The 23363-nt window shown below is 68.4% G+C and carries 25 protein-coding genes; 15 read left to right on the top strand and 10 right to left on the bottom strand.

All coding sequences use genetic code 11. From position 1 onward, the window contains the following. The first annotated feature begins 117 nt into the window (after window positions 1-117). On the top strand, window positions 118-1215 hold the full coding sequence (locus O5M90_RS13285) for a zinc-binding metallopeptidase family protein (RefSeq protein WP_269839127.1): 1098 nt from the start codon (window positions 118-120) through the stop codon (window positions 1213-1215). 1 nt (window position 1216) lies between these two features. After that, window positions 1217-1447, top strand: coding sequence for a DUF2789 domain-containing protein (locus O5M90_RS13290; protein WP_137944199.1), 231 nt, complete (start codon window positions 1217-1219; stop codon window positions 1445-1447). On the opposite strand, the gene O5M90_RS13295 is transcribed toward O5M90_RS13290, so the two are convergent. Then, window positions 1428-2537 (bottom strand): GNAT family N-acetyltransferase, encoded by a 1110-nt coding sequence (locus O5M90_RS13295; protein WP_269839128.1) that lies wholly within the window; start codon window positions 2535-2537, stop codon window positions 1428-1430. The two genes, O5M90_RS13290 and O5M90_RS13295, sit on opposite strands and share 20 nt — an antisense overlap. A gap of 30 nt (window positions 2538-2567) precedes the next feature. Next, window positions 2568-2951, bottom strand: coding sequence for a hypothetical protein (locus O5M90_RS13300; RefSeq protein WP_269839129.1), 384 nt, complete (start codon window positions 2949-2951; stop codon window positions 2568-2570). Between the two features lie 210 nt (window positions 2952-3161). Between O5M90_RS13300 and O5M90_RS13305 the strand changes: the two genes are divergently transcribed. Beyond that, window positions 3162-3872, top strand: coding sequence for a glutathione S-transferase N-terminal domain-containing protein (locus O5M90_RS13305; RefSeq protein ID WP_137944201.1), 711 nt, complete (start codon window positions 3162-3164; stop codon window positions 3870-3872). 63 nt (window positions 3873-3935) lie between these two features. Further along, window positions 3936-4319, top strand: a complete 384-nt coding sequence (locus O5M90_RS13310) for a hypothetical protein (protein ID WP_262969085.1) — start codon at window positions 3936-3938, stop codon at window positions 4317-4319. Window positions 4320-4331: 12 nt separating this feature from the next. On the opposite strand, the gene O5M90_RS13315 is transcribed toward O5M90_RS13310, so the two are convergent. Then, window positions 4332-4487, bottom strand: coding sequence for a hypothetical protein (locus O5M90_RS13315; protein WP_269839130.1), 156 nt, complete (start codon window positions 4485-4487; stop codon window positions 4332-4334). Window positions 4488-4750: 263 nt separating this feature from the next. On the opposite strand from O5M90_RS13315, the gene O5M90_RS13320 reads away from it, so the two are divergent. After that, entirely contained in the window at window positions 4751-5188 is a 438-nt protein-coding gene (locus O5M90_RS13320; protein WP_269839131.1) for a RidA family protein, read from the top strand. Between the two features lie 10 nt (window positions 5189-5198). On the opposite strand, the gene O5M90_RS13325 is transcribed toward O5M90_RS13320, so the two are convergent. Beyond that, on the bottom strand, window positions 5199-5915 hold the full coding sequence (locus O5M90_RS13325) for an IclR family transcriptional regulator (protein ID WP_269839132.1): 717 nt from the start codon (window positions 5913-5915) through the stop codon (window positions 5199-5201). A 66-nt stretch (window positions 5916-5981) separates the two neighbouring features. Between O5M90_RS13325 and O5M90_RS13330 the strand changes: the two genes are divergently transcribed. From O5M90_RS13330 to O5M90_RS13375, 10 genes are all read left to right on the top strand, one after another. Then, a complete protein-coding gene (locus tag O5M90_RS13330; protein ID WP_269839133.1) occupies window positions 5982-6893 on the top strand; it encodes a hydroxymethylglutaryl-CoA lyase in 912 nt (303 codons plus the stop codon). Further along, on the top strand, window positions 6893-8113 hold the full coding sequence (locus O5M90_RS13335) for a CaiB/BaiF CoA transferase family protein (protein WP_269839134.1): 1221 nt from the start codon (window positions 6893-6895) through the stop codon (window positions 8111-8113). The genes O5M90_RS13330 and O5M90_RS13335 overlap by 1 nt, the downstream gene beginning before the upstream one ends. Window positions 8114-8191: 78 nt before the next feature. Next, the gene (locus O5M90_RS13340; protein ID WP_137944208.1) at window positions 8192-9319 is read left to right on the top strand and encodes a GGDEF domain-containing protein; all 1128 of its coding nucleotides are present in this window, start codon (window positions 8192-8194) and stop codon (window positions 9317-9319) included. Between the two features lie 27 nt (window positions 9320-9346). Next, window positions 9347-9793: a lactoylglutathione lyase gene (locus O5M90_RS13345; protein ID WP_269839135.1), complete on the top strand. Its 447-nt coding sequence runs from the start codon at window positions 9347-9349 to the stop codon at window positions 9791-9793. Window positions 9794-9900: 107 nt separating this feature from the next. Further along, window positions 9901-10221: a PspC domain-containing protein gene (locus O5M90_RS13350; protein WP_269839136.1), complete on the top strand. Its 321-nt coding sequence runs from the start codon at window positions 9901-9903 to the stop codon at window positions 10219-10221. A gap of 92 nt (window positions 10222-10313) precedes the next feature. Then, on the top strand, window positions 10314-12104 hold the full coding sequence (locus O5M90_RS13355; protein ID WP_269839137.1) for a peptide ABC transporter substrate-binding protein: 1791 nt from the start codon (window positions 10314-10316) through the stop codon (window positions 12102-12104). 39 nt (window positions 12105-12143) lie between these two features. Further along, the gene (locus O5M90_RS13360) at window positions 12144-13103 is read left to right on the top strand and encodes an ABC transporter permease (protein WP_137944212.1); all 960 of its coding nucleotides are present in this window, start codon (window positions 12144-12146) and stop codon (window positions 13101-13103) included. Next, a complete protein-coding gene (locus O5M90_RS13365; protein WP_269839138.1) occupies window positions 13069-13983 on the top strand; it encodes an ABC transporter permease in 915 nt (304 codons plus the stop codon). Before O5M90_RS13360 ends, O5M90_RS13365 begins: the two co-directional genes overlap by 35 nt. Beyond that, entirely contained in the window at window positions 13983-14960 is a 978-nt protein-coding gene (locus O5M90_RS13370) for an ABC transporter ATP-binding protein (RefSeq protein ID WP_269839139.1), read from the top strand. Before O5M90_RS13365 ends, O5M90_RS13370 begins: the two co-directional genes overlap by 1 nt. Then, window positions 14957-15934 carry an ABC transporter ATP-binding protein gene (locus O5M90_RS13375; RefSeq protein ID WP_440402081.1) on the top strand — a complete coding sequence of 326 codons (978 nt, stop codon included), beginning with the start codon at window positions 14957-14959 and terminating at the stop codon, window positions 15932-15934. Before O5M90_RS13370 ends, O5M90_RS13375 begins: the two co-directional genes overlap by 4 nt. Here O5M90_RS13375 and O5M90_RS13380 read toward each other — a convergent pair. The 6 genes from O5M90_RS13380 to O5M90_RS13405 form a co-directional block, all read right to left on the bottom strand. After that, a complete protein-coding gene (locus O5M90_RS13380) occupies window positions 15919-17643 on the bottom strand; it encodes a T6SS phospholipase effector Tle1-like catalytic domain-containing protein (RefSeq protein WP_269839140.1) in 1725 nt (574 codons plus the stop codon). The genes O5M90_RS13375 and O5M90_RS13380 overlap by 16 nt on opposite strands. A gap of 6 nt (window positions 17644-17649) precedes the next feature. Further along, window positions 17650-18975 carry a S8/S53 family peptidase gene (locus tag O5M90_RS13385; RefSeq protein WP_440402084.1) on the bottom strand — a complete coding sequence of 442 codons (1326 nt, stop codon included), beginning with the start codon at window positions 18973-18975 and terminating at the stop codon, window positions 17650-17652. A gap of 115 nt (window positions 18976-19090) precedes the next feature. After that, window positions 19091-20374: a glutamate-5-semialdehyde dehydrogenase gene (locus tag O5M90_RS13390; RefSeq protein WP_269839143.1), complete on the bottom strand. Its 1284-nt coding sequence runs from the start codon at window positions 20372-20374 to the stop codon at window positions 19091-19093. A 22-nt stretch (window positions 20375-20396) separates the two neighbouring features. Then, window positions 20397-21482, bottom strand: coding sequence for an NAD(P)H-dependent flavin oxidoreductase (locus O5M90_RS13395; protein ID WP_440402085.1), 1086 nt, complete (start codon window positions 21480-21482; stop codon window positions 20397-20399). A gap of 18 nt (window positions 21483-21500) precedes the next feature. Beyond that, window positions 21501-22355: a GNAT family N-acetyltransferase gene (locus O5M90_RS13400; RefSeq protein WP_269839144.1), complete on the bottom strand. Its 855-nt coding sequence runs from the start codon at window positions 22353-22355 to the stop codon at window positions 21501-21503. A gap of 13 nt (window positions 22356-22368) precedes the next feature. Then, window positions 22369-23349: an AEC family transporter gene (locus O5M90_RS13405; protein ID WP_440402087.1), complete on the bottom strand. Its 981-nt coding sequence runs from the start codon at window positions 23347-23349 to the stop codon at window positions 22369-22371. Between the last annotated feature and the right edge of the window lie 14 nt (window positions 23350-23363).

The raw sequence follows: 23363 nt of genomic DNA on the forward strand, positions 1-23363 counted from the left end.
CGCCCCTGGCCGGGGCGCAGGCAGCCAGTCTCGCACACCGCTGTAGGCGTCGACTGACAGACGGCAGCGGCCGGCGCCGCTGGTCGCGGCGGGGCAAGAGGCCTATGCTGCCCAGCAATGAGAACCTTGAGCTGCGAGCGCTGTGGCCAGCGCGTCTTCTTCGAGAACCTGGCCTGCGATGCCTGTGGCGCGGCGCTGGGTTTTGTGCCGGCCGAGCTGGGTTTCGGTGCCTTCGAGATCGGCAGCGACGGCGTCTGGCAGCGCCTTGCCGAGGGTGCCACCGCTCAGCGCCCTTGCAGCAACTACCGGCTCGAAGGCGTCTGCAACTGGATGCTGCCCGCCGACTCGGACCAGGCCCTGTGCCTGAGCTGCCGCTGCACCCATGTGATCCCCGCTTTGGGCAAGCCCGAGAACCGCGACCATTGGGCGCGCATCGAGCGCGCCAAGCGTCGGCTGTTCTACAGCCTCATCGCACTGAGCCTGCCGGCGCCCAGCAAGGACGACGACGCCGAGCACGGCTTGTCCTTCCACTTCCTCGAGCAGGTCACGCCGCAGCAACGGGTGCTGAGCGGCCATGACAACGGGGTGATCACGCTCAATATCGCCGAGGCCGACGACGCCCGCCGCGAGCAGATGCGCGCCCATCTGCACGAACCCTACCGCACCCTGCTGGGCCACTTCCGCCACGAGATCGGCCACTACTACTGGGACCGCCTGGTCAGCGGCTCCGGCTGGCTGGCGGAATTCCGCACGCTGTTTGGCGACGAGCGCGCCGACTATGGCCAGGCCTTGCAGCAGCACTACAGCGGGCCGCCGGCCGACTGGCGCTCCAGCTTCATCAGCCGCTATGCCAGCGCCCACCCCTGGGAAGACTGGGCCGAATGCTGGGCCCACTATATGCACATCCAGGACGGGTTGGAGACCGCTGCCGCCTGGGGCCTGCAGCTCCAGCAGGCCCTGCCCGGCGGCGCGCCGGTGATCGCGCAGCCGCTGGCGCGCGAGGCCGAGCTGGCGCCGGCGCTGATCGAGCAATGGCTGCCGATCTCGCAGTTCATCAACGCGATGGACCGCAGCCTGGGCTCGCATGACAGCTATCCTTTCGCCATGCCGACGCCGGTGATCGAGAAGCTGGACTTCATCCACCGGCTGCTGGCTGCGGTCGAGCGTGGCGAACTGGCCATGAATTTCTCGCCTACCATCGAATCGGAGGCCTGATATGGAAACCTCGTTTCATCGCTTCTCGGATCTGTTCGCCCAGCTGGGCCTGCCCTCTGACGAGGCCGAGATCCGCAGCTTCATCAGCAGCCATCGGCCGCTGCCGGCCGATATGAGACTGGCCGATGCGCCGTTCTGGAGCCCGGCACAGGCGGCGCTGCTGCGCGAGCAGGTGCGCCAGGACGCCGACTGGGCCGAGGTCATCGACCAGCTCAACGTGGCATTGCACTGATCGGACCAACGGCTTTTGCAAGCACCCGGTTCTCGTGCGACTCGCCTTCGAACATGAAGTGGGTCGCCCCATGATCCTGATACGCGCAGCGGCGGTAGAAGGCGAGTGCGCGATGGTTATGCACCCAAGGCGTCAGCCACAGTTGCTCGGCACCCGCCTCGGCCGCACGCTGCTCTGCCCATGCCAGCAGCCGGGAACCAACCCGCTGGCCGGTGAACGGCTCCTGCACATAAAGACGCAGCAGCTCGGCCGGCGCGCCCGGCGGAGCCAGAGGATGGGAGACGCCGAACACGAGATGGGCAAAACCGATCAGATGCCCCGCCAGCTCAGCCACGCACAGCGCGTCGGCCTCGCTGGCAATGGCCGCAGCGAACACCGGCTCCGAGTAGCTGCTCAACACCTCCTTGGCCAGCGCCGGCCGGATGCCCTGGGTTGCGTAGGTATCCAGAAACACCTGCATGGCTAGCACCGACAGGCACAGCGCGTCGCGGGGCTCGGCAGGGCGTAGCAGCAGGGTCGGCTGCGGCATATCTGTGGCCGCGAGATGCCTGGCCTCGTGATCGGCAAGCACATCGAGCGCGCGCTGCGACGAGGCCTGCCGCGGATCGCCGAGCGCCTGCCGAATCGCCAGCGACTTCAGGAAGCAATCCCGGGCCGGCCCGAAGCGCCGCTGCTCGGCGAGACAGCGGCCCCAGTGGTGCAGCACATAGTGCTCCAGCTGGGTCCAGCTATGCAGACGGGCAAGCTCCAGCGCCTCGGCGAACAGCACATCTGCCTCGGCTCGCTCGCCACAGTACTGGCAGGCCGTGGCCAGCGCATGGAGCAACCAGGCGGATGGCTCGTGGGCGGGATGCTGGCGCGCGGCCGGCAGGAACTCCGTGAGCAGCGCCCGGGCGGCCTCCTGCTGCCGGTCGGTCGTGAGCAGGCTGCCGAGATCGCCGGCATGATCCAGCGCCCGCAACAGATCGGCCTCGGCCCGCGCCTGCGCCAGCTGACGCTCGGCCTGCGCCATATCACGGTGCAGAGCGGCCAGATCGGGCGCGGTAAAGCGCAGGAAGAAGGTCTCGTCGGTGGCGGGGGCGTCGTTCATGTACCGCGCGAAGGTCATGGGCGGTGCGGGCTACTGCGCCGCCGCCGGCAACGCCAGCACGCCAGACCCGACCTTGCGCCCGCCTTCATAGAAGACAAACTCGGGCTTGTCTTTCATGACCACCACCTTGTCCAGGCAGCGCAGCTGCACCTGGGCACTCTCGCCCGGGCTCACCGAATCCTGCGGGCCTTGGATGCTGACGCTGCAGGTGACCTCTGCCGCCGAGCCGGCGAAGCGCAGCCCGGGTCGGTAGCCATTGAAGAACGGCGTCGAGCGCCCTTGCTTCCCATCAAACTTCAGCAGCGACACGGTCGCCGCAAATTCCGTGGCGGCAGCCAAGGTGATGCTCTGGGGCGCAGCCGAAAGCGGACCGGCCAGGATAAGCGCGGCGGGGAAGATGATCAGCAGCTTCATGGGTCTTTCTGGGTAACAGGGGTTGCGGGATTCTCATGGGCCGGGAACAGGAAATCCAGCCCTATGTTCGTAGCGCCGGGGCCAGGTCTTGCCACTCGAACGCCGTTCCGCCATTCGCCCCATCCGAAGCGGGGGGTTTCACGGCGGGATCGGGCAGGCCCCGGGATCTCACCGCAGAATGCGCCACCACTTCCGACGAACTTCCGCCTCATGACCGCCACCACGCTCTCTGCCTTCCCCATCACCCGCCGCTGGCCAGCGCAACATCCCGAGCGGCTGCAGCTCTACTCGCTGCCCACGCCCAACGGCGTCAAGGTCTCCATCCTGCTGGAGGAGCTGGGCCTGCCCTACGAGGCCCATCTGGTCAGCTTCGATCGCAATGATCAGCTCACACCCGAATTCCTGTCGCTGAACCCGAACAACAAGATCCCGGCCATCCTCGACCCGCAGGGCCCGGGTGGCGCGCCGCTGGCCCTGTTCGAGTCGGGTGCGATCCTGATCTATCTGGCCGAGAAGACGGGTCAGTTCTTGCCGCAAGACCCGGCCCTGCGCTACGAGGCCCTCCAGTGGCTGATGTTCCAGATGGGCGGCGTCGGCCCGATGTTCGGCCAGCTGGGCTTCTTCCACAAGTTCGCTGGCAAGGACTATGAGGACAAGCGCCCGCGCGAGCGCTATGTGGCCGAGTCCAAGCGCCTGCTGGCGGTGCTGGAGCAGCGCCTGACCGGCCGCGACTGGGTCATGGGCAGCGAGTACACGATCGCCGACATCGCGATCCTCCCCTGGGTCAACAATCTGGTCGGCTTCTACGGCGCCGGCGAGCTGGTCGGCTTCGCCGAATTTCCGCAGCTGCAGCGGGTCTTGCAGGCCTTCCTGGCGCGGCCGGCGGTGGCGCGCGGACTGAAGATACCGGCGCGCGACTGAGGTGGCTCCGAGGACCGAAGCAGGTTGACGAATCGGGGACCAGTCAGGTTAAGGTAGCGCCCCATGAAAACTGCACTCTGGATCTTCATCGCCTTCCTTGCCGCCCTCTGGAGCGGCTGTGCCTGGCTAGGCATCGAGCTGCTGCAATGGCTGGCCGCGCGTCTGAGCGCCGGCGACGCCGGCGAGCTGGAGCGCGCCATCGCCCAGTGGCCACTGCCCGCCTGGCTGGAGTATTGGATAGACCCGGCCTGGGCCGAAATGCTGCGCGGCGCTCTGACGGGCCTGATGGCCGCCATCACCCACGCTGCGCCCTGGCTGGGCACGGCCATGGGCTGGCTGCTGCCGCTGGCTTGGGTGATCTGGGGCGGCGGTCTGCTGGCCCTGCTGGCGCTCGGCGCCTTGCTGAACCTGCTGCTGAATCAGGCCCGGCCGACGCCGGCGCGTTGATCGCGCGGCCTGTCAAGGACGACGGCGCAGCGCGATCGCCGGGTAGGGGCTGAGCTTGCTGTCGCGCTGCAGGCGGCGCGAGAACTCGCACAGCGCCAGAGCCGGCGGCGCATGGCGCCGGTAGACCCGCCGCAGCGACACCGGCAGGGCCTCGGCATCGAAACGCACGGGCGCGGCCAGGTAGTCGGCGCCCCAGTCCTGAAGCGCCGTGTCGGGCCTATCGGTCGCACCATGATGGACAGGTCTCCCAGATGGGGTCGCGACCGCGCATCGCAAGCGCCACAGGCAAGACCTGGCACTGCCGGGGCAAAGGCAATAGACCCTTGCTTCGTGGGCTCTTGTCCTCTTCGCCTTGACCTCAAGCCGAGTTGAGATTCGAGACTGGCGGCCTGTTTCATCAACCCGACGATCCAACGATCCGAGCCCAGGCCATGCACACCTCGACCGACCTGCTGAGCTTCCACAACCCCGCCGGCCTCTACGACCCGGCACCCAATGGCTATTCCCACCTGGCCCTCGTTCAGGGTCCGGCCCGCTGGCTGCTGTTGTCCGGCCAGGGCGGCGAACACCCCAGCGACGGGCTGCCCGATGACTTCGAGGGCCAGTTGGCGCAGTGCCTGGCCAATCTGCAGACCGCGCTGCGAGCGGGCGGGGCCGGTCTGAAGGATGTGGCGCGCCTGACCGTGCTGGTGGTCGAGCATCGCGAGGCCAGGCTGGCGCAGCTCAGCCAGGCGCTGAAATCGCTGTGGGGCGAGGCGCCGACGCCGGCCTGCACGCTGATCCCGGTGCCGCGCCTGGCACTGGACGGCATGCTGATCGAGATCGAGGCCACGGCGGTGCTGACACACCCCAAGGCCGGGAGCGGCTGACCGCGCCCGCTTAAGCCGGCGCGCCCAGGCGCCGGCTCAGCTCGGCCGCCGCCCGCCGGACCTCCTCGGCCAGGCCGGGCTTGAGCCGGCTGCTGGGCAGGCTCAGGGTCAGGGCGCCGACCAGCTCGGCCTGCGCGCCGAACACCGGGGCGGCGACACCGCTCAGACCCTCGACGCGGTCGCCGCTGATCTCGGCCACGCCGGCCTGGCGGATCTCTTCGTAGCGCTTGCCGCGGGCGCCCGAGAAGGCCAGCAGCACCCGCCCGCCCGCGCCTCTGTCCAGCGGCAGCAGATCGCCGGCGCTCAGATGGTCGCGCAGCGGCTGCGGTGAATCGACCCGGTACAGGCACAGTCGCTGCTCGCCCTGGCGCACATGCAGCGCCGCGCTCTCGCGGGTACGCGCCACCAGCGCGCGCAGCACCGGCATCACCTCGGCTTCCAGCGAGAAGCTCGCCGCACGCAGCGACTGCAGGCGGGCCAGCTCCGGCCCCAGCGCATAAGCGCCATCGGACTGGCGCTGCAGCAGCCGGCCATGCTCCAGCGAAGCCAGCAGGCGCAGCGCCGTGCTCTTGTAAAGCCGGGTGCGCTGGGCCAGCTCGGCCAGGCTCAGGGCGCGGTCGCCGGCGCGGAAGGCGCTCAGCAGGCTCAAAGCCTTGTCGACCGCGCCGACACCGCCGGGCGCGGCCTGGGTTTCGGCCAACGAGGGGGTGGCAGATTTCCTGGGCATTGACGGGGCTCGCGACACACGCGATACTTTTCAGAACACAGTTCCATCTTATAGAACAACCCTATCATGTCAAGCAGCGTTCTGATCAGCGAGGTCGGTCCGCGCGACGGCCTGCAAAGCATCGCCACCGTGATGCCCACTGCCGACAAGCGACGCTGGATAGCCGCGCTGCATGCGGCCGGGCTGCGCGAGATCGAGGTCGGTTCCTTTGTGCCGGCGCGGCTGCTGCCGCAGATGGCTGATGTGGCGGAGGTCGTCGCTCATGCGCTGACCCTGCCGGGCCTGCGCGTGCTGGCCCTGGTGCCGAATGTTCGCGGCGCCGAAGCGGCCATCGCCGCCGGCGCCCACAAGATCAGCCTGCCGATCTCGGCCAGCGAGGCCCATTCGCTGGCCAATGTGCGCAAGACGCCCGAGGCCATGGTCGAGGAGCTGCGCGCGGTCGCCGCGCTGCGCCGGGACCAGGCGCCGCAGATGGGGGTCGAGGTGGGTCTGTCAACTGCCTTCGGCTGCACGCTGGCCGGCCGGGTCGATGAGGACGCGGTGCTGCGCCTGGCTGTGGCCTGCGCCGAAGCCGGGGCCGACGAGGTGGGCCTGTCCGACACCGCCGGCATGGCCAACCCGGCTCAGGTGCGGCGGCTGTTCACGCGGCTGCGCGCCGAGCTGGGGTCGCGCGCCGGCGCCGCCCATCTGCACAACACGCGGGGGCTGGGCCTGGCCAACTGCCTGGCGGCTTTCGATGTCGGCGTCAGGACCTTCGATGCCTCGCTGGGCGGCCTGGGCGGCTGTCCCTATGCGCCGGGCGCCTCGGGCAATGTGGTCACCGAGGACCTGGTCTTCATGTTCGAGGCCATGGGCGTGGACACCGGCATCGACATCCACCAGCTGCTGGCCGCCCGCGCACCGCTGCGCGAGGGGCTGCCCGGCGAGGCGGTCTACGGCATGCTGGCCGAGGCCGGGCTTCCCAAAGGATTTCAGTGATGACGCAAGAGCAAAGACAGCAAGACCTGCCACTGGCCGGCAAGAGCACAGACCTGCCCCTGGCAGGTCTGCGAGTGATCGAGTTCACCCATATGGTGATGGGGCCGACCTGCGGCATGGTGCTGGGCGATCTGGGCGCCGAGGTCATCAAGGTCGAGCCGCTCACCGGCGACAACACCCGCAAACTGCTGGGCTCGGGGGCCGGTTTCTATCCGATGTTCAACCGCAACAAGCTCAGCCTTGCGCTGGACATCAAGCACCCCAAGGGCCTGGAGATCGTGCTGAAGCTGCTGGCCGGCGCCGATGTGTTCAGCGAGAACTTCAAGAGCGGGGCTATGGAGCGGCTGGGCCTGGGTCACGACGCGCTGACGGCGCTGAACCCGCGCCTGATCTATGTCTCGCACAAGGGTTTTCTGCCCGGCCCCTACGAGCATCGCACCGCGCTGGACGAGGTGGTGCAGATGATGGGCGGCCTGGCCTATATGACCGGCCGGCCGGGCGATCCGCTGCGCGCCGGCTCCAGCGTCAACGACATCATGGGCGGGCTGTTCGGCGCGATCGGCGTGCTGGCCGCGCTGCAGCAGCGCCATGTCACCGGGCGCGGCCAGCCCGTGCAGTCGGCCCTGTTCGAGAACAATGTCTTTCTGGTGGCCCAGCACATGATGCAGTTCGCGGTCACCGGCAAGCCCGCCGCGCCCATGCCCGAGCGCATCTCGGCCTGGGGCATCTACGACGTGTTCACGGTCAGGGATGGCGAGCAGATCTTCCTGGCCGTGGTCAGCGACACCCAGTGGGCGCTGTTCTGCGAGGCCTTCGGCCTGGCCGAGCTGCGCGCCGATGCGCGCCTGGCTAGCAATAACGACCGGGTGCGTGCGCGCGACTGGCTGATCCCGGCGCTGCGCGAGCGCCTGGCGCCCCGGCCGGCCGCCGAGATCGCCGCCGTGTTCGAGGCCCAGGGCCTGCCGTTCGCACCCATCACCCGGCCCGAGCAGCTGATGGAAGACCCGCATCTGCTGGCCACCGGCGGCCTGGCGCCGCTGACCCTGCCCGACGGCCGCGAGACCCGCGTGCCGCTGCTGCCGCTGAGCCTGGACGGCCGGCGCCTGGGCCTGCGCGAGCAGCCGCCGGCGCTGGGCCAGCACAACCACCGCCTGCTGGCCGAGCTGGGCTATAGCGAGACCGACATCACGGCCTTGATCGCCGAGGGCGTGCTGGCCTAGGCGGGCGCCGCGCCGAAGGCGGACAATCGCGGGGTTTCGGGCCGCAGGCCCGTCAACCCGCCGCCTGGCGGCCCTTCCGTGCAGCACAGCTCCCCGCCCTCCTCCCACAGCCCTATCGTGCCCGCCTACCAGGACTGGCTGGCCCTGCGTTCCTGGCCGGTGCTGCGCTTCGTCTATGCGATCGGCGGCCTGATCCCCTTGCTCTATCTGCTGGGCGACTGGCTGATCGAGCCGGCCGCCGCCGAGGTGCTGCGCCTGCGCCTGGGCTATCTGCTGTTCTGGGCCGTGCTCAGCGCGCTGAGCTTCAAGCCCGGCTGGCGGCTGCCGATGGCGCTGTCCTACCCGCTCTACACCCTGGTGGGCGTCAGCTTCGCCTGCCTGATCGACGGCCAGCTGCTGGGCCGGCCCGAGTTCATCCTGGCCACCTCGCTGCTCTATCTGATGGGGCTGCTGATCGCCAAGTCCAGCCTGGCCCTGGTGCTGGTCTGCGGCGGCCTGACCGTGCTGGCCACGGCCGTGCTGTTGCCGGCCCTGGGTCTGGACGCGACCACCGTCAAGCGCGTGGTGTTCTTCCATCTGCTGTGGGCCGGCGTCTGCGGCGTGGCCGCCTGGGTGATACAGCGGCTCAATCGCCAGCTCTACCGCACCGAGAGCGAGCTGCACCAGCTGCTGGCCGTGAACCAGCATCTGCTGGCCGAGACCGAGCTGCTGGCCCGCACCGATGCGCTGACCGCGCTGCCGAACCGGCGCCAGTTCTTCCGCGCCGCCGAGAGCGCGCTGGCCGAAAGCCGCGCCAGCGGCCGGCCACTGGCCCTGCTGGCGCTGGATGTCGACCACTTCAAGCGCATCAACGACAGCGGCGGCCATCAGCTCGGCGACACGGTGCTGCGCGAAGTGGCGCTCTGCTGCCGCGCCAGCCTGCGCGACAGCGATCTGGCGGCCCGCATCGGCGGCGAGGAGTTCGCGCTGCTGCTGCCCGGCACCGGGCTGGCCCAGGCGGAGCAGTTGGCCGAGCGGCTGCGCCTGGCCATTGCCGAGCTGCAGCTGCCGGCCGCCGTGACGGTCAGCATCGGCTGTGCCGAGCTGGCACCCGGCATGGACAGCGCCGACGCGCTGCTGGCGCGTGCCGACGAGGCCTTGTATGCCGCCAAGGACGGCGGCCGCAACCGCGTCAGCGCCGGGCGGCGCACGACAATAGCCCAATGAGCAATCGCCAAGGAAAGAAAGCCTGATATGAAATACCTGCACACCATGGTGCGCGTCACCGATCTGGGCGCCTCGCTGAAGTTCTACCGCGACGCGCTGGGCATGGTCGAGGTGCGTCGCAGCGAGCACGAGGCCGGCCGCTTCACGCTGGTCTATCTGGCCGCCCCCGGCGATGAGGCCGGCAAGTACCAGCCCCAGGTCGAGCTGACCTACAACTGGCCCGATGCCGAGGGCAAGAGCGAGGTCTATACCGGCGGCCGCAATTTCGGCCATCTGGCCTTCGCCACGCCCGATATCTACGCCGCCTGCCAGCGTCTGCAAGACCACGGCGTGACCGTGCTGCGCCCGCCGCGCGACGGCCGCATGGCTTTTGTGCGCTCGCCCGACAATATCTCGGTCGAGCTCTTGCAGGACGGCCCGGCGCTGGCCCCGGCCGAGCCCTGGGCCTCGATGGCCAACACCGGCAGCTGGTAAGCCGCGCTGCCGGCCTGTCCCCGGCGGGCCGCAGTCTGTCGGATCGCGCTGGTGCCGTGGTCGAGCTGCCCTTAGTCTGCAGGCATTGCAAACCAGGAGGAACGACCATGACCATCAGCGACGATCTCGACAAACTCGGCGCGCTGCATCAGCGCGGCGCGCTCAGCGACGAGGAGTTCGCCCGCGCCAAGGCCCGGCTGCTGGCCGGCGATGTAGGCAGCGGCAGCGGCGCACCGGGTGCCGCGGCGATCAACGAGCTGCGCCGCAGCCGCGACGACCGCTGGATCGGCGGAGTCTGTGGCGGCCTGGCTCGCATCACCGGCATGGCCTCCTGGGTCTGGCGCCTGGGCTTCACGCTGCTGGCCCTGTGCGGCGGCACCGGCGTGCTGTTCTATCTGCTGATGTGGATCTTTGTGCCGCAGGACTAGGGCCGACCCCGATCAGACCGCGCGCGCCGCGCTGCTAGCATGGCCCGGCAGTTCAGCTAGGCAGTTCCGTTCCGGTCCTACGGAGGTTACCCATGCAAGAGCAAGCGTTGCGCGGTCTGATCGAGGATGTGCGCGAGGGCCGACTGGCCCGACGGTCTTTCATCCAACGCATGCTGGCCCTGGGCCTGACGGCGCCGATGGCGGGCCAGATGCTGCTCAATGCCGGTATCGCCCAGGCCCAGACCCGCTCCGGCTACAAGCCGACCAAGCGCGGCGGCGGCGGCGCGCTGAAGCTGCTGTGGTGGCAGGGGGCCACGCTGCTGAACCCGCACTTCGCCACCGGCACCAAGGACCAGGAAGGCGCGCGCATCTTCTACGAGCCGCTGGCCGCCTGGGACCCCGACGGCAATCTGATACCCATTCTCGCGGCCGAGATTCCCAGCCAGGCCAACGGCGGCCTGGCCAAGGACGGCATGTCGGTGATCTGGAAGCTCAAGCGCGGCGCCACCTGGCACGACGGCAAGCCCTTCACCGCCGATGACTGCGTGTTCAACTGGGAATACGCCAGCAACCCGGACACGGCCGCCGTCACGATAGGCACCTACAAGGACTGCAAGGTCGAGAAGATCGACAGCCACACCGTCAAGGTCATCTTCAAGAAGCCCACGCCCTTCTGGGCCGATCCCTTTGTCGGCACCCGCGGCATGCTGATCCCCAAGCATCTGTTCGCCGATTTCACCGGCGCCAAGTCGCGCGAGGCGCCGACCAATCTGAAGCCGGTCGGCACCGGGCCCTACAAGTTCGTCGATTTCAAGCCGGGCGATATGGTGCGCGGCGCGATCAACACCGGCTACCACTTCGAGCACCGTCCCTTCTTCGACACGATAGAGATGAAGGGCGGCGGCGACGCGGTCTCGGCGGCGCGCGCGGTGATACAGACGGGCGAATTCGACTACGCCTGGAATATGCAGGTCGAGGACGAAATCCTGAAACGGCTGGAGGCCGGCGGCCGCGGCCGCGCCGAAATCACGCCGGGCGGCAATATCGAGTTCATCGTGCTGAATATGGCCGACCCCTGGACCGAGACCGAGGGTGAGCGCGCGCACCCGAAGAGCCGCCACCCCATCCTGTCGGACCCGGCGGTGCGCAAGGCTCTGGGCCTGCTGGTGGACCGTGCGGCGGTGCAGGAGTTCATCTACGGCCGCACCGGCGTGGCCACGGCCAACTTCCTGAACAACCCGGAGCGCTTCCGCTCCAAGACCATGAAGTGGGAGTTCAGCATCGACAAGGCCGGTGCGCTGCTGGACGCGGCCGGCTGGAAGAAGGGCGGCGACGGCATCCGCGAGAAAGGCGGCAAGAAGCTCAAGCTGGTGTTCCAGACCTCGATCAACGCGCCGCGCCAGAAGACCCAGGCCATCGTCAAGCAGGCGGCGCAAAAGGCCGGCATCGATCTGGAGCTGAAGTCAGTGACGGCCTCGGTGTTCTTCTCCTCGGACGTCGGCAACCCCGACACCTACACCAAGTTCTTCTGCGACGTGCAGATGTACACGACGACGATGACGCAGCCCGACCCCGAGCTGTTCATGAACCAGTTCGCCTCCTGGGAAGCCGCCAGCAAGGACAATAAATGGCAGGGCCGCAATCTCTCGCGCTGGAGCAACGAGGAGTATGACAAGGCCTTCCGTGCGGCCGAGAGTGAGCTGGACCCGGTCAAGCGCGCCGCGCTGTTCATCCGCATGAACGAGCTGGTGTGCAGCGATCCGGTGGTGATACCGGTGGTCTACCGGCCGCGTGTGGCGGCGGTCGCCAACAAGCTCTATGCGCCGCTGAGCGGCTGGGACAACGATATGTGGAACCTGAAGGACTGGTTCAAGGAAGCCTGAGCCCCATCGTTGCAGCACCGCCGCTGAATGTTCCACTGAATGTTCCAATACCTGCTGCGCCGTCTGCTCTACGCGCTGCCCAGCCTGCTGGGCATCAGCGTCGTGCTGTTCACCGTGCTGGCGCTGGCGCCCGGCGACCCCTTCGAGGAGTTGGCCACCAACCCGAATGTGCCGGCCGAGGTGCGCCAGATGCTGCGCGCCAAGTTCGGCCTCGATGACCCCGTCTGGCAGCGCTATTTCCGCTGGCTGTTCGCGATGTTCCAGGGCGACTGGGGCTTCTCCTTCGTCAGCCGCGTCGATGTGGACCAGCTGATACTGCAGCGCCTGCCGACCACCCTGGTCATCATCGGCAGCTCGCAGATCCTCGCGCTGCTGATCGCGATACCGGTGGGTGTCTATGCCGCGACCCGACCCTACTCGGTCTTCGACCAGATCGCCAACACCCTGGCCTTCGTCGGCTTCTCGCTGCCGACCTTCTTCACCGGCCTGCTCTTGATCCTGCTGTTCTCGATCCAGCTCGACTGGCTGCCCTTTGTCTACCGTGCCGATATCGCGGCCACGGGCTGGGCCTGGTGGTGGGAACACCTCAAGCAGTCCATCATGCCGGTGGCCGTGCTGGGCCTGTTCCAGGGCGCCAGCTGGACCCGCTATGTGCGCTCGGCGGTGCTGGACGTGATCAAGCTCGACTATGTGACCACGGCCCGCTCCAAGGGCCTTTCCGAGGGCGGGGTCGTGATCAAGCATGTGCTGCGCAATGCGCTGATCCCGGTCGTGACCCTGGTGGCGCTGCAGATGCCGGCGGTGTTCGGCGGCGCCATCGTCACCGAGCAGATTTTTCGCATCCCCGGCATCGGCTCGCTCTTGATCAGCGCCATCCTGGCCAATGACACGCCGGTGATCATGGCGGTGACCTTTGTGTTCGCCTGCCTGGTGATCTTCTTCAACCTCCTGGCCGATCTGCTCTATGGCTGGCTCGACCCCCGCATCAGCTACCGCTAGCGCCCATGTCTCGCCCTGGGGCGAGGCCTGGCGGCGCTTCAAGCGCCACCGCATGGCCATGCTCAGTCTGGTGATCCTGCTGCTGATGGTGGCGGCCGTGCTGGTCGGGCCCTGGCTCTGGCCGGTCGCGATCAACGATATCGACTTCACGGCCCGACTCAAGAGCCCCTCGCTGGCCCACCCGCTGGGCACCGACGATCTGGGCCAGGACCTGCTGGCCCGCCTGCTCTACGGCGGCCGCATCTCGCTGGCCGTGGGTCTGGCGGCGATGCTGATGGCCGTGATCGTCGGTGTGCTGATCGGCGCAATCGCCGGCATCTCGCGCGGCAGCGTCGACGCGGCGCTGATGTGGCTGACCGATCTGTTTCTCTCGCTGCCCCAGCTGCCCTTGCTGCTGCTGATCATCTATCTGTTCCGCGACGGGCTGAAGGAGACCTTCGGCCCCGAGGTCGGCGTCTTCATCCTGATCGTCGTCGTGATCGGTGGCTTCCGCTGGATGCCGGTGGCGCGGCTGGTGCGGGCGCAGTTCTTCTCGCTGCGCGAGAAGGAGTTCGTCGAGGCGGCGCGGGCCCTGGGCGCGAGCACGCCGCGCCAGGTCACCCGCCACATCCTGCCCAATGCGCTGGGCCCGGTGATCGTGGCCGGCACCATCGATGTGGCGGCCGCCATCATTGCCGAGTCGACGCTGTCCTTTCTGGGCCTGGGCTTCCCGCCCGACATTCCGACCTGGGGCCGCATCCTCTTCGATGCCAAGGACTATCTGGACATCGCGCCGCACTGGGCCCTCTTCCCCGGCCTGGCGATCTTTCTGGCCGTGCTGACGATCAACTTCATCGGCGACGGTCTGCGCGACGCCCTCGATCCGCGCAAGGTAATGTGATGAGCACCGACGCACCGCTGCTCGACATCCGCGGCCTGAAGACCCACTTCGCCACCGATGCCGGCTGGCTGCATGCGGTCGATGGTGTCGACCTGACGGTGCAACGCGGCGAGACGGTCTGCGTGGTCGGCGAGTCGGGCTGCGGCAAATCGGTCACCGCGATGAGTGTGCTCAAGCTCTTGCCGATGCCGCCGGGCCGCATCGTCGCCGGGCAGATACTCTGGCAGGGCCGCGACCTGGTGAGCTTGCCCGAGAGCGAGATGCGACGCATCCGCGCCAAGCAGATCGCCATCGTGTTCCAGGAGCCGATGACCTCGCTAAACCCGGTCTACACGGTGGGCCAGCAGATCGCCGAGGTGCTGCGCCTGCAGGAGGGGCTGAACCGGCGCGATGCGATGGACCGCGCGGTCGAGATGCTGCGCCTGGTCAATATCCCGACGCCGGAGCGCCGCGTGCGCGACTATCCGCACCAGTTCTCCGGCGGCATGCGCCAGCGGGTGATGATTGCGATGGCCTTGAGCTGCAATCCGCAGCTGCTGATCGCCGACGAGCCGACCACCGCGCTGGACGTGACGATACAGGCCCAGATCCTGGAGCTGCTGGCCGAGCTGAAATCGCGGCTGGGCATGAGCATCCTCTTGATCACCCATGCCATGGGCGTGGTCGCCGAGGTCGCGCAGCGGGTCGTGGTGATGTATGCGGGCAAGGTGATCGAGGAGGCCACGGTCGAGCAGCTGTTCGCCAACCCGCGCCACCCTTACACCCAGGGCCTGATCCGTTCGATCCCGCGCATCGACCTGGCCGCCACCCACAAGGTCCGCCTGGAGGCGATTGCCGGCACGGTGCCCAAGCTGATCAATCCGCCCGAGGGCTGCCGCTTCGCGCCGCGCTGCAAATACGCCAGCAGCGCCTGCACCCAGGCCACGCCGGCGCTGCGCGAGATCGCGCCCGGCCACAAGGTCGCCTGCATTCTATGAGCACCACACCGCTGCTGAAGGTCGAGAACCTGGTCAAGCACTTCCCGATCAAGGGCGGGCTGCTGGGCCGCGAGCAGGCCCGCGTGCATGCGGTCGACGGTGTCAGCTTCGAGCTGATGGCCGGTGAGACCCTGGGCCTGGTCGGCGAGTCGGGCTGCGGCAAGTCGACCACCGGCCGCTGCATCCTGCGCCTGATCGAGCCGAGCTCGGGCCGGGTCTGGTTCGATGGCCGCGAGGTCACGGCCCTGGGCAAAAGCGAGCTGCGCGCCTTGGCGCGCGATATGCAGATCATCTTCCAGGATCCCTATGCCTCGCTGAACCCGCGCATGACGGTCGGCGCCATCGTCGGCGAGGCCCTGACCATCCATAAGCTGGCCAAGAACCGGGCCGACTACGAGGGCCGCATCGTCGAACTGCTAGAGACCGTGGGCCTGTCCGCCGACCATCTGCGCCGCTACCCGCATGAGTTCTCCGGCGGCCAGCGCCAGCGCATCGGCATCGCCCGCGCGCTGGCGGTCAGCCCGAAGCTGATCGTCTGCGACGAGGCGGTGTCGGCGCTGGACGTGTCGATCCAGGCCCAGGTCATCAATCTGCTCGAAGATCTGCAGGCCAAATTCAATCTGACCTATCTCTTCATCGCCCATGACCTCTCGGTCGTCGAGCACACCAGCACGCGCGTCGCGGTGATGTACCTGGGCCGCATCGTCGAGATCGCCAGCGCCCGCGAGCTCTACAGCCGGCCGCTGCACCCCTATACCGAGGCCCTGCTGTCGGCGGTGCCTATTCCCGACCCCACCGTCAAGCGCAAACGCATCATGCTGCAGGGCGATGTGCCCAGCCCGATCAAGCCCCCCTCGGGCTGCCACTTCCACACCCGCTGCCCGATCAAGCAGATGCCGCTGTGCGGCAGCGAGTCACCGCCGCTGAAGCAGAGCAGCGACGGGCATTGGGTGGCTTGTCATCTGCGAGGCTGAGCTACGGCCATCGGCTCGGACCGAAGCGTGGGCAGTCCTATGCCGGACACCAGCACGAGCAGCCCCGCCAGGCCTAGCCACTTCAGCAAGGAGCAGATGGCCATCAGCAGGTGCAGCAGCCCCGCCAGCAACTCGACCTGATTGACCGAGGCTGTGATGCACAAGAGGCCGCAGAGGTTTTCGCCCAGGTCGGCAAACACCGCCAGCGGCAGAGCCAGGCCCAGCTTGTTCAGCCCTGGCCGGTCGCCATCGCCCGCATGGCGCCGCCCGACCTTTTTCGCAAACGCATGCGCTGCCAGCCAGCTGAACGGGATCGAATAGCAGACGATCAGGCCAAGATCCCAGAACAAGGCCCATCGCGGCGAAGCAAAGTTCTGTGCGCCCTGGCCGAACTGCCAAAAGCTCAGCTGCCAGCGCTGGAAGTCCGCATTGCTGCCCAGATAGGCCAGCACCTTGTCCAAGCTTTCCCGCAGATCGCCCGACAGCGAGCCGGTGTCCGGTGCGCCGTACAGCAACTGGCCCAGCGCCAGCACGATCAAGGGCAGCAGGCCCAGGCTGTACCAGAACAGAACCGGGGTGCGTGCGCCCGACCAGCAGCTGTCGACAACGCATGCAGGTTCCGGCGTATGGGCCTGCGGCTGCAGCACCATCTGATCTCCGTTGTCCATCACGACCCTCGTCGTGTCGCGCACGCTCATGCCGCTCAAGGCCCACCAAGGCGTGCGGCAGAGCTCGCTATGAGCCAACAAACGGCGCCCAGTAGGCAGGACGGGCTCGGCGATTTCAGACAGGCGCCGCATCAGCAGGGCTTCGCTGTCCAGAGCTCGACCCGCTCCATCGTCCAGGCGCAGTCCGCACAGCACGGCCTCGCTGGTCAACCAGGCCAGGGCCGCGTCGCTGAGCGCGGCATCGGGAGGCGGATAGCCACCGCCGACATCGCAATGCGCGCCAGGGAACCAAAGCTGAACGAGGCTGCCCTCACGGCCGCTGCGGCTCATGAACGGGCCGTTGTCACGCGCATAGAGTCGCGGCATGAACTGGAGGCGATGCTCATCCAGAGCCAGCGCCTGGCGCACATGGATGAAGCCCTTGCCCTCGGGCTTCGGCAGCGCGCTGAACTTGGCACCGAAGGGCCACATGCCGACCGAGGCCACCGTGTCCCAAACCCCGACAAACTCGATGTCGACCTCACGCTCGCGCTCATCGGTGAACAGCCTTGCCGCCTGTGCGGAGATTTCGTCCCAGCGCCGGCGATCACCGCGGTCAGCAAAGTACACATGAAGCAGGGTCGGCAGCATTGACTCCATATGCGACTGCAGCACGCCGAACTGGTTCACCAGGCCAGCGATGCTGCGCGCGGTGAAGGCCCCGCGCGAGAAGCCGAAGATGAAGATCTGATCGCCCGGCTGGTAGTTGCGCATCAGGAAGAGATAGCTCTCGGCCATGTTCTCGTAGACGCCGCCGCCAAAAGCCAGTCCGGCCAGGCGCTCCATGCGGCGCTTCAGCCGATCCCAGCCGGTGGCACCCGGCAGGCCGCCTGCGTGGCCGACACCGGGGTCGTAGTGCAGCAGGCGCCGACCGTCGGGCGACGCGGCTTTCAGCAGCTCGCAGAGCTTGACGACATTGGTATCGGCATGGCCGCCGGTGAGGTTGTTGTTGGTGCCGTCGCAGAGCAGGATCAGCTGTCGCGGTGCGGAAGAGGTGTTCATGATGGTTCAGGCCTTGGGCATGGCTTGCAGATTGGCGGCGGCCGGCAGCGGTGCCGCCAGCAGGGCGGCCGCATCCAGGATGCCGCTGCCGAAGGCGCCGTCCTGCCAGATCGCCGGGCGGCGTGCGGTACTGCGAGCCAGGTGGCGGAAGGCCTCGACGCGCTGCCAGGGCTGCGCATAGGCGGCGGAGATCTCGGCGGCACGGTGCGTCAGCCACAGCGCCGTCGTGCCCGAGCTCAGAGCGGTCGCATAGGAAGTGCCATCGCCGCCAAAGCCATAGCTGAACTTGCTCGTGCCCTTGACCGAGGCACGCCGCAGATCGGCGGCCGGCGCGCTGAAGTCCACTTCCGGCCCGTAGCTGCTGCCGCTCCAGGGCCGGTCCTCACGGGTCACGCCGGCCACGGCCACGGTGCGCGCCAGCCGGGCCGGGCCGACTACCGAGTTCACATGGTTGCCCGCCGCGCAGACCAGTATCACACCGGCCTCATAGGCCTCGTTGACCGCACGGCGCAGCTCGGGCCGCATGAAGCCGAAGAACACACCCAAGCTGATATTGATCACACCGACGCCTTCGCGCACCAGATGCCGCACAGCTTGTGCAAACTCGCGCTGCGCATGATTGATCCAGACGATGTCGGTGATGCGCACCGGGATCAGCGCCACCTTGGGTGCAGCGCCGTAGTAGGCACTGCCAGCGGCAGCCGGATCCCAGCCGCAGATCGTGCCGCCTATGCGGGTGCCGTGGCCGGCTGACACGCCGCCGCCATTGTCCTGACCCCCACCCGGTTCGGGCTGCACCACCGGCTCCACCCCCTGCGTCGCAGGGAAAAAAGTCTCACCCCTGCCCGTGTCCAGCCAGGGGCCTGCATCAAAGCCGAACACCGGATGGCGGGTATAGCCGGTGTCGATCTGGCCGACCCGGGTCGAACCCCAGGCTATCGTGTCGGGGCCGCCCAGCAAGGCCCAGGCCTCGGGCAGGCGCGTCTGCAACAGATGCCAGTCATGGCCGGCGGCCACATCGGCGGCGCGCGAGGCCGCCGAGGGTTGGGGGCGGGCCGGCAGATCGATCGCATCGCGGCCAGCCAGAATCATCGCCGAGGTTTCGTCGGCAACGGGCTTGAGCTCGGCCACGCCCAGCACCGTCAGCATCTGGGCCAGCGGCACCGACGGGTATTCGATGCTCAAGGCATGCAGCAGCGCGGCGCGCAGAATCGCTTGGTGCTCGCTGAACGGGAACAGCCGGGCATCCAGCCCAGGCAGGTATTTGCTCAGCTGCTTCTGCACTGCAGCCAGCGCTCGGCCGTCGCTGACGAGGATGAAGTTATTGCTCATCGCACACTCCTTGTTGGAATGTGCCGATTGGAGTGATGAGCGTCGGTCGACGTCATCCCCTGCACAAAGGATCGGCGCTGCTCACGCCGATCGGATCACGCGCTCTTGCTGCGAATCAGCCCCTGACCTCGCCCTGCCCCAGCACCACCCACTTCATCGAGGTCAGCCCCTCCAACCCGACCGGTCCGCGGGCGTGGAACTTGTCGGTCGAGATGCCGATCTCGGCGCCGAGACCGTACTCGAAGCCGTCGGCAAAGCGGGTGCTGGCATTGACCATCACACTGGCCGAATCGACCTCGCGCAGAAAGCGCATCGCGTTCGGATGGTTGGTCGTCAGGATCGCATCGGTGTGGTGCGATCCGTAGCGGTTGATATGGGCAATCGCCTCGTCCAGGCTGTCGACCACCTTGATGCTGATGACAGGCGCCAGGTATTCCTCGCTCCAGTCGGCCTCGGTGGCGGCCGCCAGCTTGGCGCCGGCCAGGCCGCCTTGCAGCGGGCCCAGCAGGGCCAGCGTACGCGGGCAGCCGCGCATCTCGACGCCCTTGGCAGCGAAGATCGCGCCGATGCGGGGCAGGAACTCGCTCGCCTGCTCGGCATGCACCAGCAGCGATTCGGTCGCGTTGCAGGGGCTGTATTTCTGCGTCTTGGCGTTGTCGACCACGCGCAGCGCCAGGCCCAGCTCGACCTCGGCATCGACATAGCTGTGGCAGTTGCCGTCCAGATGCTTGATCACCGGCACCTTGGCTTCGCGGCTGATGCGCTCGATCAGGCCCTTGCCGCCGCGCGGGATGATGACGTCGACGAACTCCGGCATCGTGATCAGCGCACCGACCGCGGCGCGGTCGGTGGTGCCGACCAGTTGCACGGCCGTGCGCGGCAGGCCGGCTTCGGCCAGCGCATCGCCGACGATTTGCGCCAGCGCCAGATTCGAATGCAAGGCCTCTGAGCCACCGCGCAGGATGCAGGCGTTGCCGCTCTTGATCGCCAGCGACGCGGCCTCGATGGTCACATTGGGGCGGCTCTCGTAAATCATGCCGAACACGCCCAGCGGCACACGCATCTGGCCGACGCTGATGCCGCTGGGGCGACGCTTGACCCCGCTGATCTCGCCGATCGGATCGGGCATCGCGGCGATCTGCGCGCAGCCCTCGGCGACCGTGGCGATGACCTTATCGGTCAGCCTCAACCGGTCGACCATGGGCGCGTCCAGCCCGGCCGCCGCCTCCAGATCGCGCTCGTTGGCTTTCCGCAGCGCCGGGCCGGCCTCGCCGAGGCGGCGCGCCAGCGCCAGCAGCGCGGCATTCTTGGCGGCGGTGGGCGAGGCGGCCATCGAGGTGGCGGCGGCACGGGCCTGGCGGCCCAGGGTCTGCATCAGGGTCTGGATGTCATCACGCATGCCTCGATTCTCGCCGATGGGCTCATCGCCCCATGCGCAACAGCGCTTGCTCGGCCAGCCAGCGGGTCAGCTCACCCGAAGCCAAGCCCTCGCGCGCCAGCCGCGCCGACTGTCCCGACCACAGCGACATGAAGTCGCCCGATCCTTCATCCCCTCTGGGCTCGCTGGCCGCGCGCAGCGGCGCCAAAGCGCCGCCGGCGGTCGGGAAGGCCGGGGCCAGGGTCGAGATCGGGCCGACTTCTCGCATCAGACGGTTGACGATGCCGCGCGCCGGCCGGCCGGTGAAGAGATTGGTCAGCGCCGTCTGCTCGGCGCGCTCGCTGCGCAGCGCGGCGCGGTGCGGCGGCGCCAGATGGGCCTCGGGCGTGAACAGATAGGCGGTGCCGATCTGCACGGCGGCCGCGCCCAGCACAAAGGCGGCATGGATGCCCCGCGGGTCGGCAATGCCGCCGGCGGCGATCACCGGCACGCGCACCGCGTCGACCACCTGGGGCAGCAGCGAGAAGGTGCCGACCTGGGTGTCGATCTCGTCGGCCAGGAAATGGCCGCGATGGCCGCCGGCCTCGAAGCCCTGGGCGATGACGGCGTCCACGCCCTGGGCTTCGAGCCAGCGCGCCTCGGCCACCGTGGTTGCCGAGGCGATGATCTTGGCGCCGCTGGCGCGCACCCGGGCCAGCAGCTCTGGCGCGGGCAGGCCGAAATGGAAGCTCGCGACCTCGGGCCGGAAGGCCTCGATCAACTCGCAGCTGGCCGCGTCAAAGGGCTGACGGTTCGACGCCGGCGCCGGGCCGTCCGGGTCCAGGCCCAGCTCCAGGTAGTAGGGGCGCAGCCGCTGCCGCCAGGCGGCTTCGCGCTCGGCATCCGGCGCGGGCGGGCGGTGGCAGAAGAAGTTCAGATTGATAGGCTTGGCGGTCTGCGCCCTGATCAGCGCCAGCTGCTCACGCTGCTGGGCGGGGCTCAAGAGTGCGCAGGGCAGCGAGCCCAGGCCGCCGGCCTCCGAGACGGCCACCACCATCTCGTGCAAGGTGGGTCCGGCCATCGGCGCCTGGATGATGGGCAACTCGATGCCAAACAGATCGAGGATGCGGGTATCGGGCCAGTGGTTCATCGCAGCAGGTCTCCTGCATCAGAGCTTGGCACGCATCAGCAGCTGATGCAGGGGCAGGGTCTTGAAGCCCAGCTCGCGCAGGGCCTGACCCCCGAGGTCCAGGCGCTGCAGCTGGGGCACGCGCAGCGTGGCCTGCGGGAACTCGGCGCGCAGCGCCTGCAGCAGGGCGCGGGCATCGGTCTGCGCGGGCTGCCAGTCGATCAGGCTGCCCACCACCACCGTGGCATCGTCGGGTCGCGAGAACACCAGCTGGGCCGATCCCTTCTGCCAGGCGCTCATGCCAGTGGCCGATTGCAGCGACGCGGCCGTCACCTGCAGCGGCAGATCGCGCAACCGGGCCTGGGCCTCGGCGCGCAGCCAGGCCAGCGCGGCCTCGTGCTCGAGCGCACGGAACTCGCAGGCCGCCGGAGCGACGCTGCCCGGCAGCGCCTGGTAGCCGTGCAGCTCATGCAGGGTTTCGAAGCCGCGGCCGCGATACAGGCGCAGCGCCCGCTCGTTCTGCGCGAACACCTCCAGCTCGGCCTCGGCCAGGCCGGCGGCGCGGGCGCGCGCCAGCACATCGTCGAGCAGGCGCGCCGCGGCACCGCTGCCGCGCGCGACCGGCAGCGCGCCCATCGTCGCCAGCCGCCAGCGCCCGCTCTCGGGACGCGGCGCGACGAAGGCGAAGGCCAGGATCTGGCGATCCCGGCCCTCCAGCACCACGCGGCTGAGTTCCAGGTCGATGCCCTGGCGGGCTAGCAGGCCCGGCCATTGCGCCAGCGTGGTCTGGAAGGGTCCGATCAGATAGTCGGCAAAGGCGCCGACAAAGGCCTGGTGCAGTTGCTCGGGCGCCAGCTCGGCGGCCGAAACGACAAGGGTCGGGTCTTGACTCATGGTGGCAGCAGGTTCAAGGAAACAGGGTCACGATGGCCAGCCACAGCGGCGCGCTCAGCACGAAGGCCACGGTGGACAGCACGGTGGCGGCGGTCACCTCGGCCTCGCGGGTCTGGTAGCGCTGGGCGAAGATCAGTGCATTCGAGCCGGTGGGCAGGGCCGCCAGCATCACGATCACCGCCAGCGGCATGCCGCTGAGGCCGAAGCCCCAATGCGCGATGGGCAGCACCAGGGCCGGCAGCGCGAACAGCTTCAGCAGCGCCAGCGACAGCGCGCCGCGCCAGCGTGAGGGCCAGCCGTAATAGGCCAGCGACATGCCGATCAGCGTCAGGCACAGCGGCACGACGGCCGTGCCCAGCAGCTGCAGCACCTCGTCCAGCACCGCCGGCAGCGTGAGCCCGGAGGCATTGAACAACAGGCCGGCCACCACCGGCAGCACGACCGGATGGATCACGGTGTTCCTGACCGTCAGCGCCAAGGTGCGGCCTAGGCTGGCGCCGGGCCGGGCGCGTGCCAGGTCATGCTCGACCAGCAGGGTCAGCAGGGTCAGTATCAGCAGCGCATGCAGGCTGACCACGGTGATGTGGATGGCCAGCCCGGCCTCGCCGAAGATGCCGGCCGCCAGCGGCACGCCCACCTGCAAGGTGTTGCCGAAGCCCACCGTGATGGCCTGCACGCAAGGCAGGGCCGGCTCCTCGCGACCGGCGCCGCGCCAGCGCTGCACGCCATAGATCAGCAGGATCAGCAGCATCAGCGGGCCGAAGAAGGCGCTCAGGGTCAGCCAGGGCAGGCTGTCGAAATCGACCCGCGCCGTGGTGCGGAACAGCAAGGCCGGCACGAAGAGGTAGAAGGCCGCCGCCGACAAGACCTTGGCCGGGTCCCCCCCGCTGCCGCCGGCCGAGGCGTCGCCCAGCCAGCGCATGCGGCCGACGAACCAGCCGATCGCCACCGTGATGAAGATCGCCAGCAGCTTGTAGAAAATCATCCAGGACATAGGCAGCGAGTATC

The sequence above is a fragment of the Paucibacter sp. M5-1 genome (genome assembly GCF_027498415.2).
Lineage (GTDB): Bacteria > Pseudomonadota > Gammaproteobacteria > Burkholderiales > Burkholderiaceae_C > Roseateles_E.

Excerpts from the sequence above, each read along its gene's own strand:
- O5M90_RS13285 (WP_269839127.1), top strand. The coding sequence starts at position 118 with ATGAGAACCTTGAGCTGCGAGCGCTGTGGCCAGCGCGTCTTCTTCGAG.
- O5M90_RS13290 (WP_137944199.1), top strand. The coding sequence starts at position 1,217 with ATGGAAACCTCGTTTCATCGCTTCTCGGATCTGTTCGCCCAGCTGGGC.
- O5M90_RS13295 (WP_269839128.1), bottom strand. The coding sequence starts at position 2,537 with ATGAACGACGCCCCCGCCACCGACGAGACCTTCTTCCTGCGCTTTACC.
- O5M90_RS13300 (WP_269839129.1), bottom strand. The coding sequence starts at position 2,951 with ATGAAGCTGCTGATCATCTTCCCCGCCGCGCTTATCCTGGCCGGTCCG.
- O5M90_RS13305 (WP_137944201.1), top strand. The coding sequence starts at position 3,162 with ATGACCGCCACCACGCTCTCTGCCTTCCCCATCACCCGCCGCTGGCCA.
- O5M90_RS13310 (WP_262969085.1), top strand. The coding sequence starts at position 3,936 with ATGAAAACTGCACTCTGGATCTTCATCGCCTTCCTTGCCGCCCTCTGG.
- O5M90_RS13320 (WP_269839131.1), top strand. The coding sequence starts at position 4,751 with ATGCACACCTCGACCGACCTGCTGAGCTTCCACAACCCCGCCGGCCTC.
- O5M90_RS13325 (WP_269839132.1), bottom strand. The coding sequence starts at position 5,915 with ATGCCCAGGAAATCTGCCACCCCCTCGTTGGCCGAAACCCAGGCCGCG.
- O5M90_RS13330 (WP_269839133.1), top strand. The coding sequence starts at position 5,982 with ATGTCAAGCAGCGTTCTGATCAGCGAGGTCGGTCCGCGCGACGGCCTG.
- O5M90_RS13335 (WP_269839134.1), top strand. The coding sequence starts at position 6,893 with ATGACGCAAGAGCAAAGACAGCAAGACCTGCCACTGGCCGGCAAGAGC.
- O5M90_RS13345 (WP_269839135.1), top strand. The coding sequence starts at position 9,347 with ATGAAATACCTGCACACCATGGTGCGCGTCACCGATCTGGGCGCCTCG.
- O5M90_RS13350 (WP_269839136.1), top strand. The coding sequence starts at position 9,901 with ATGACCATCAGCGACGATCTCGACAAACTCGGCGCGCTGCATCAGCGC.
- O5M90_RS13355 (WP_269839137.1), top strand. The coding sequence starts at position 10,314 with ATGCAAGAGCAAGCGTTGCGCGGTCTGATCGAGGATGTGCGCGAGGGC.
- O5M90_RS13360 (WP_137944212.1), top strand. The coding sequence starts at position 12,144 with ATGTTCCAATACCTGCTGCGCCGTCTGCTCTACGCGCTGCCCAGCCTG.
- O5M90_RS13365 (WP_269839138.1), top strand. The coding sequence starts at position 13,069 with ATGGCTGGCTCGACCCCCGCATCAGCTACCGCTAGCGCCCATGTCTCG.
- O5M90_RS13370 (WP_269839139.1), top strand. The coding sequence starts at position 13,983 with ATGAGCACCGACGCACCGCTGCTCGACATCCGCGGCCTGAAGACCCAC.
- O5M90_RS13375 (WP_440402081.1), top strand. The coding sequence starts at position 14,957 with ATGAGCACCACACCGCTGCTGAAGGTCGAGAACCTGGTCAAGCACTTC.
- O5M90_RS13380 (WP_269839140.1), bottom strand. The coding sequence starts at position 17,643 with ATGAACACCTCTTCCGCACCGCGACAGCTGATCCTGCTCTGCGACGGC.
- O5M90_RS13385 (WP_440402084.1), bottom strand. The coding sequence starts at position 18,975 with ATGAGCAATAACTTCATCCTCGTCAGCGACGGCCGAGCGCTGGCTGCA.
- O5M90_RS13390 (WP_269839143.1), bottom strand. The coding sequence starts at position 20,374 with ATGCGTGATGACATCCAGACCCTGATGCAGACCCTGGGCCGCCAGGCC.
- O5M90_RS13395 (WP_440402085.1), bottom strand. The coding sequence starts at position 21,482 with ATGAACCACTGGCCCGATACCCGCATCCTCGATCTGTTTGGCATCGAG.
- O5M90_RS13400 (WP_269839144.1), bottom strand. The coding sequence starts at position 22,355 with ATGAGTCAAGACCCGACCCTTGTCGTTTCGGCCGCCGAGCTGGCGCCC.
- O5M90_RS13405 (WP_440402087.1), bottom strand. The coding sequence starts at position 23,349 with ATGTCCTGGATGATTTTCTACAAGCTGCTGGCGATCTTCATCACGGTG.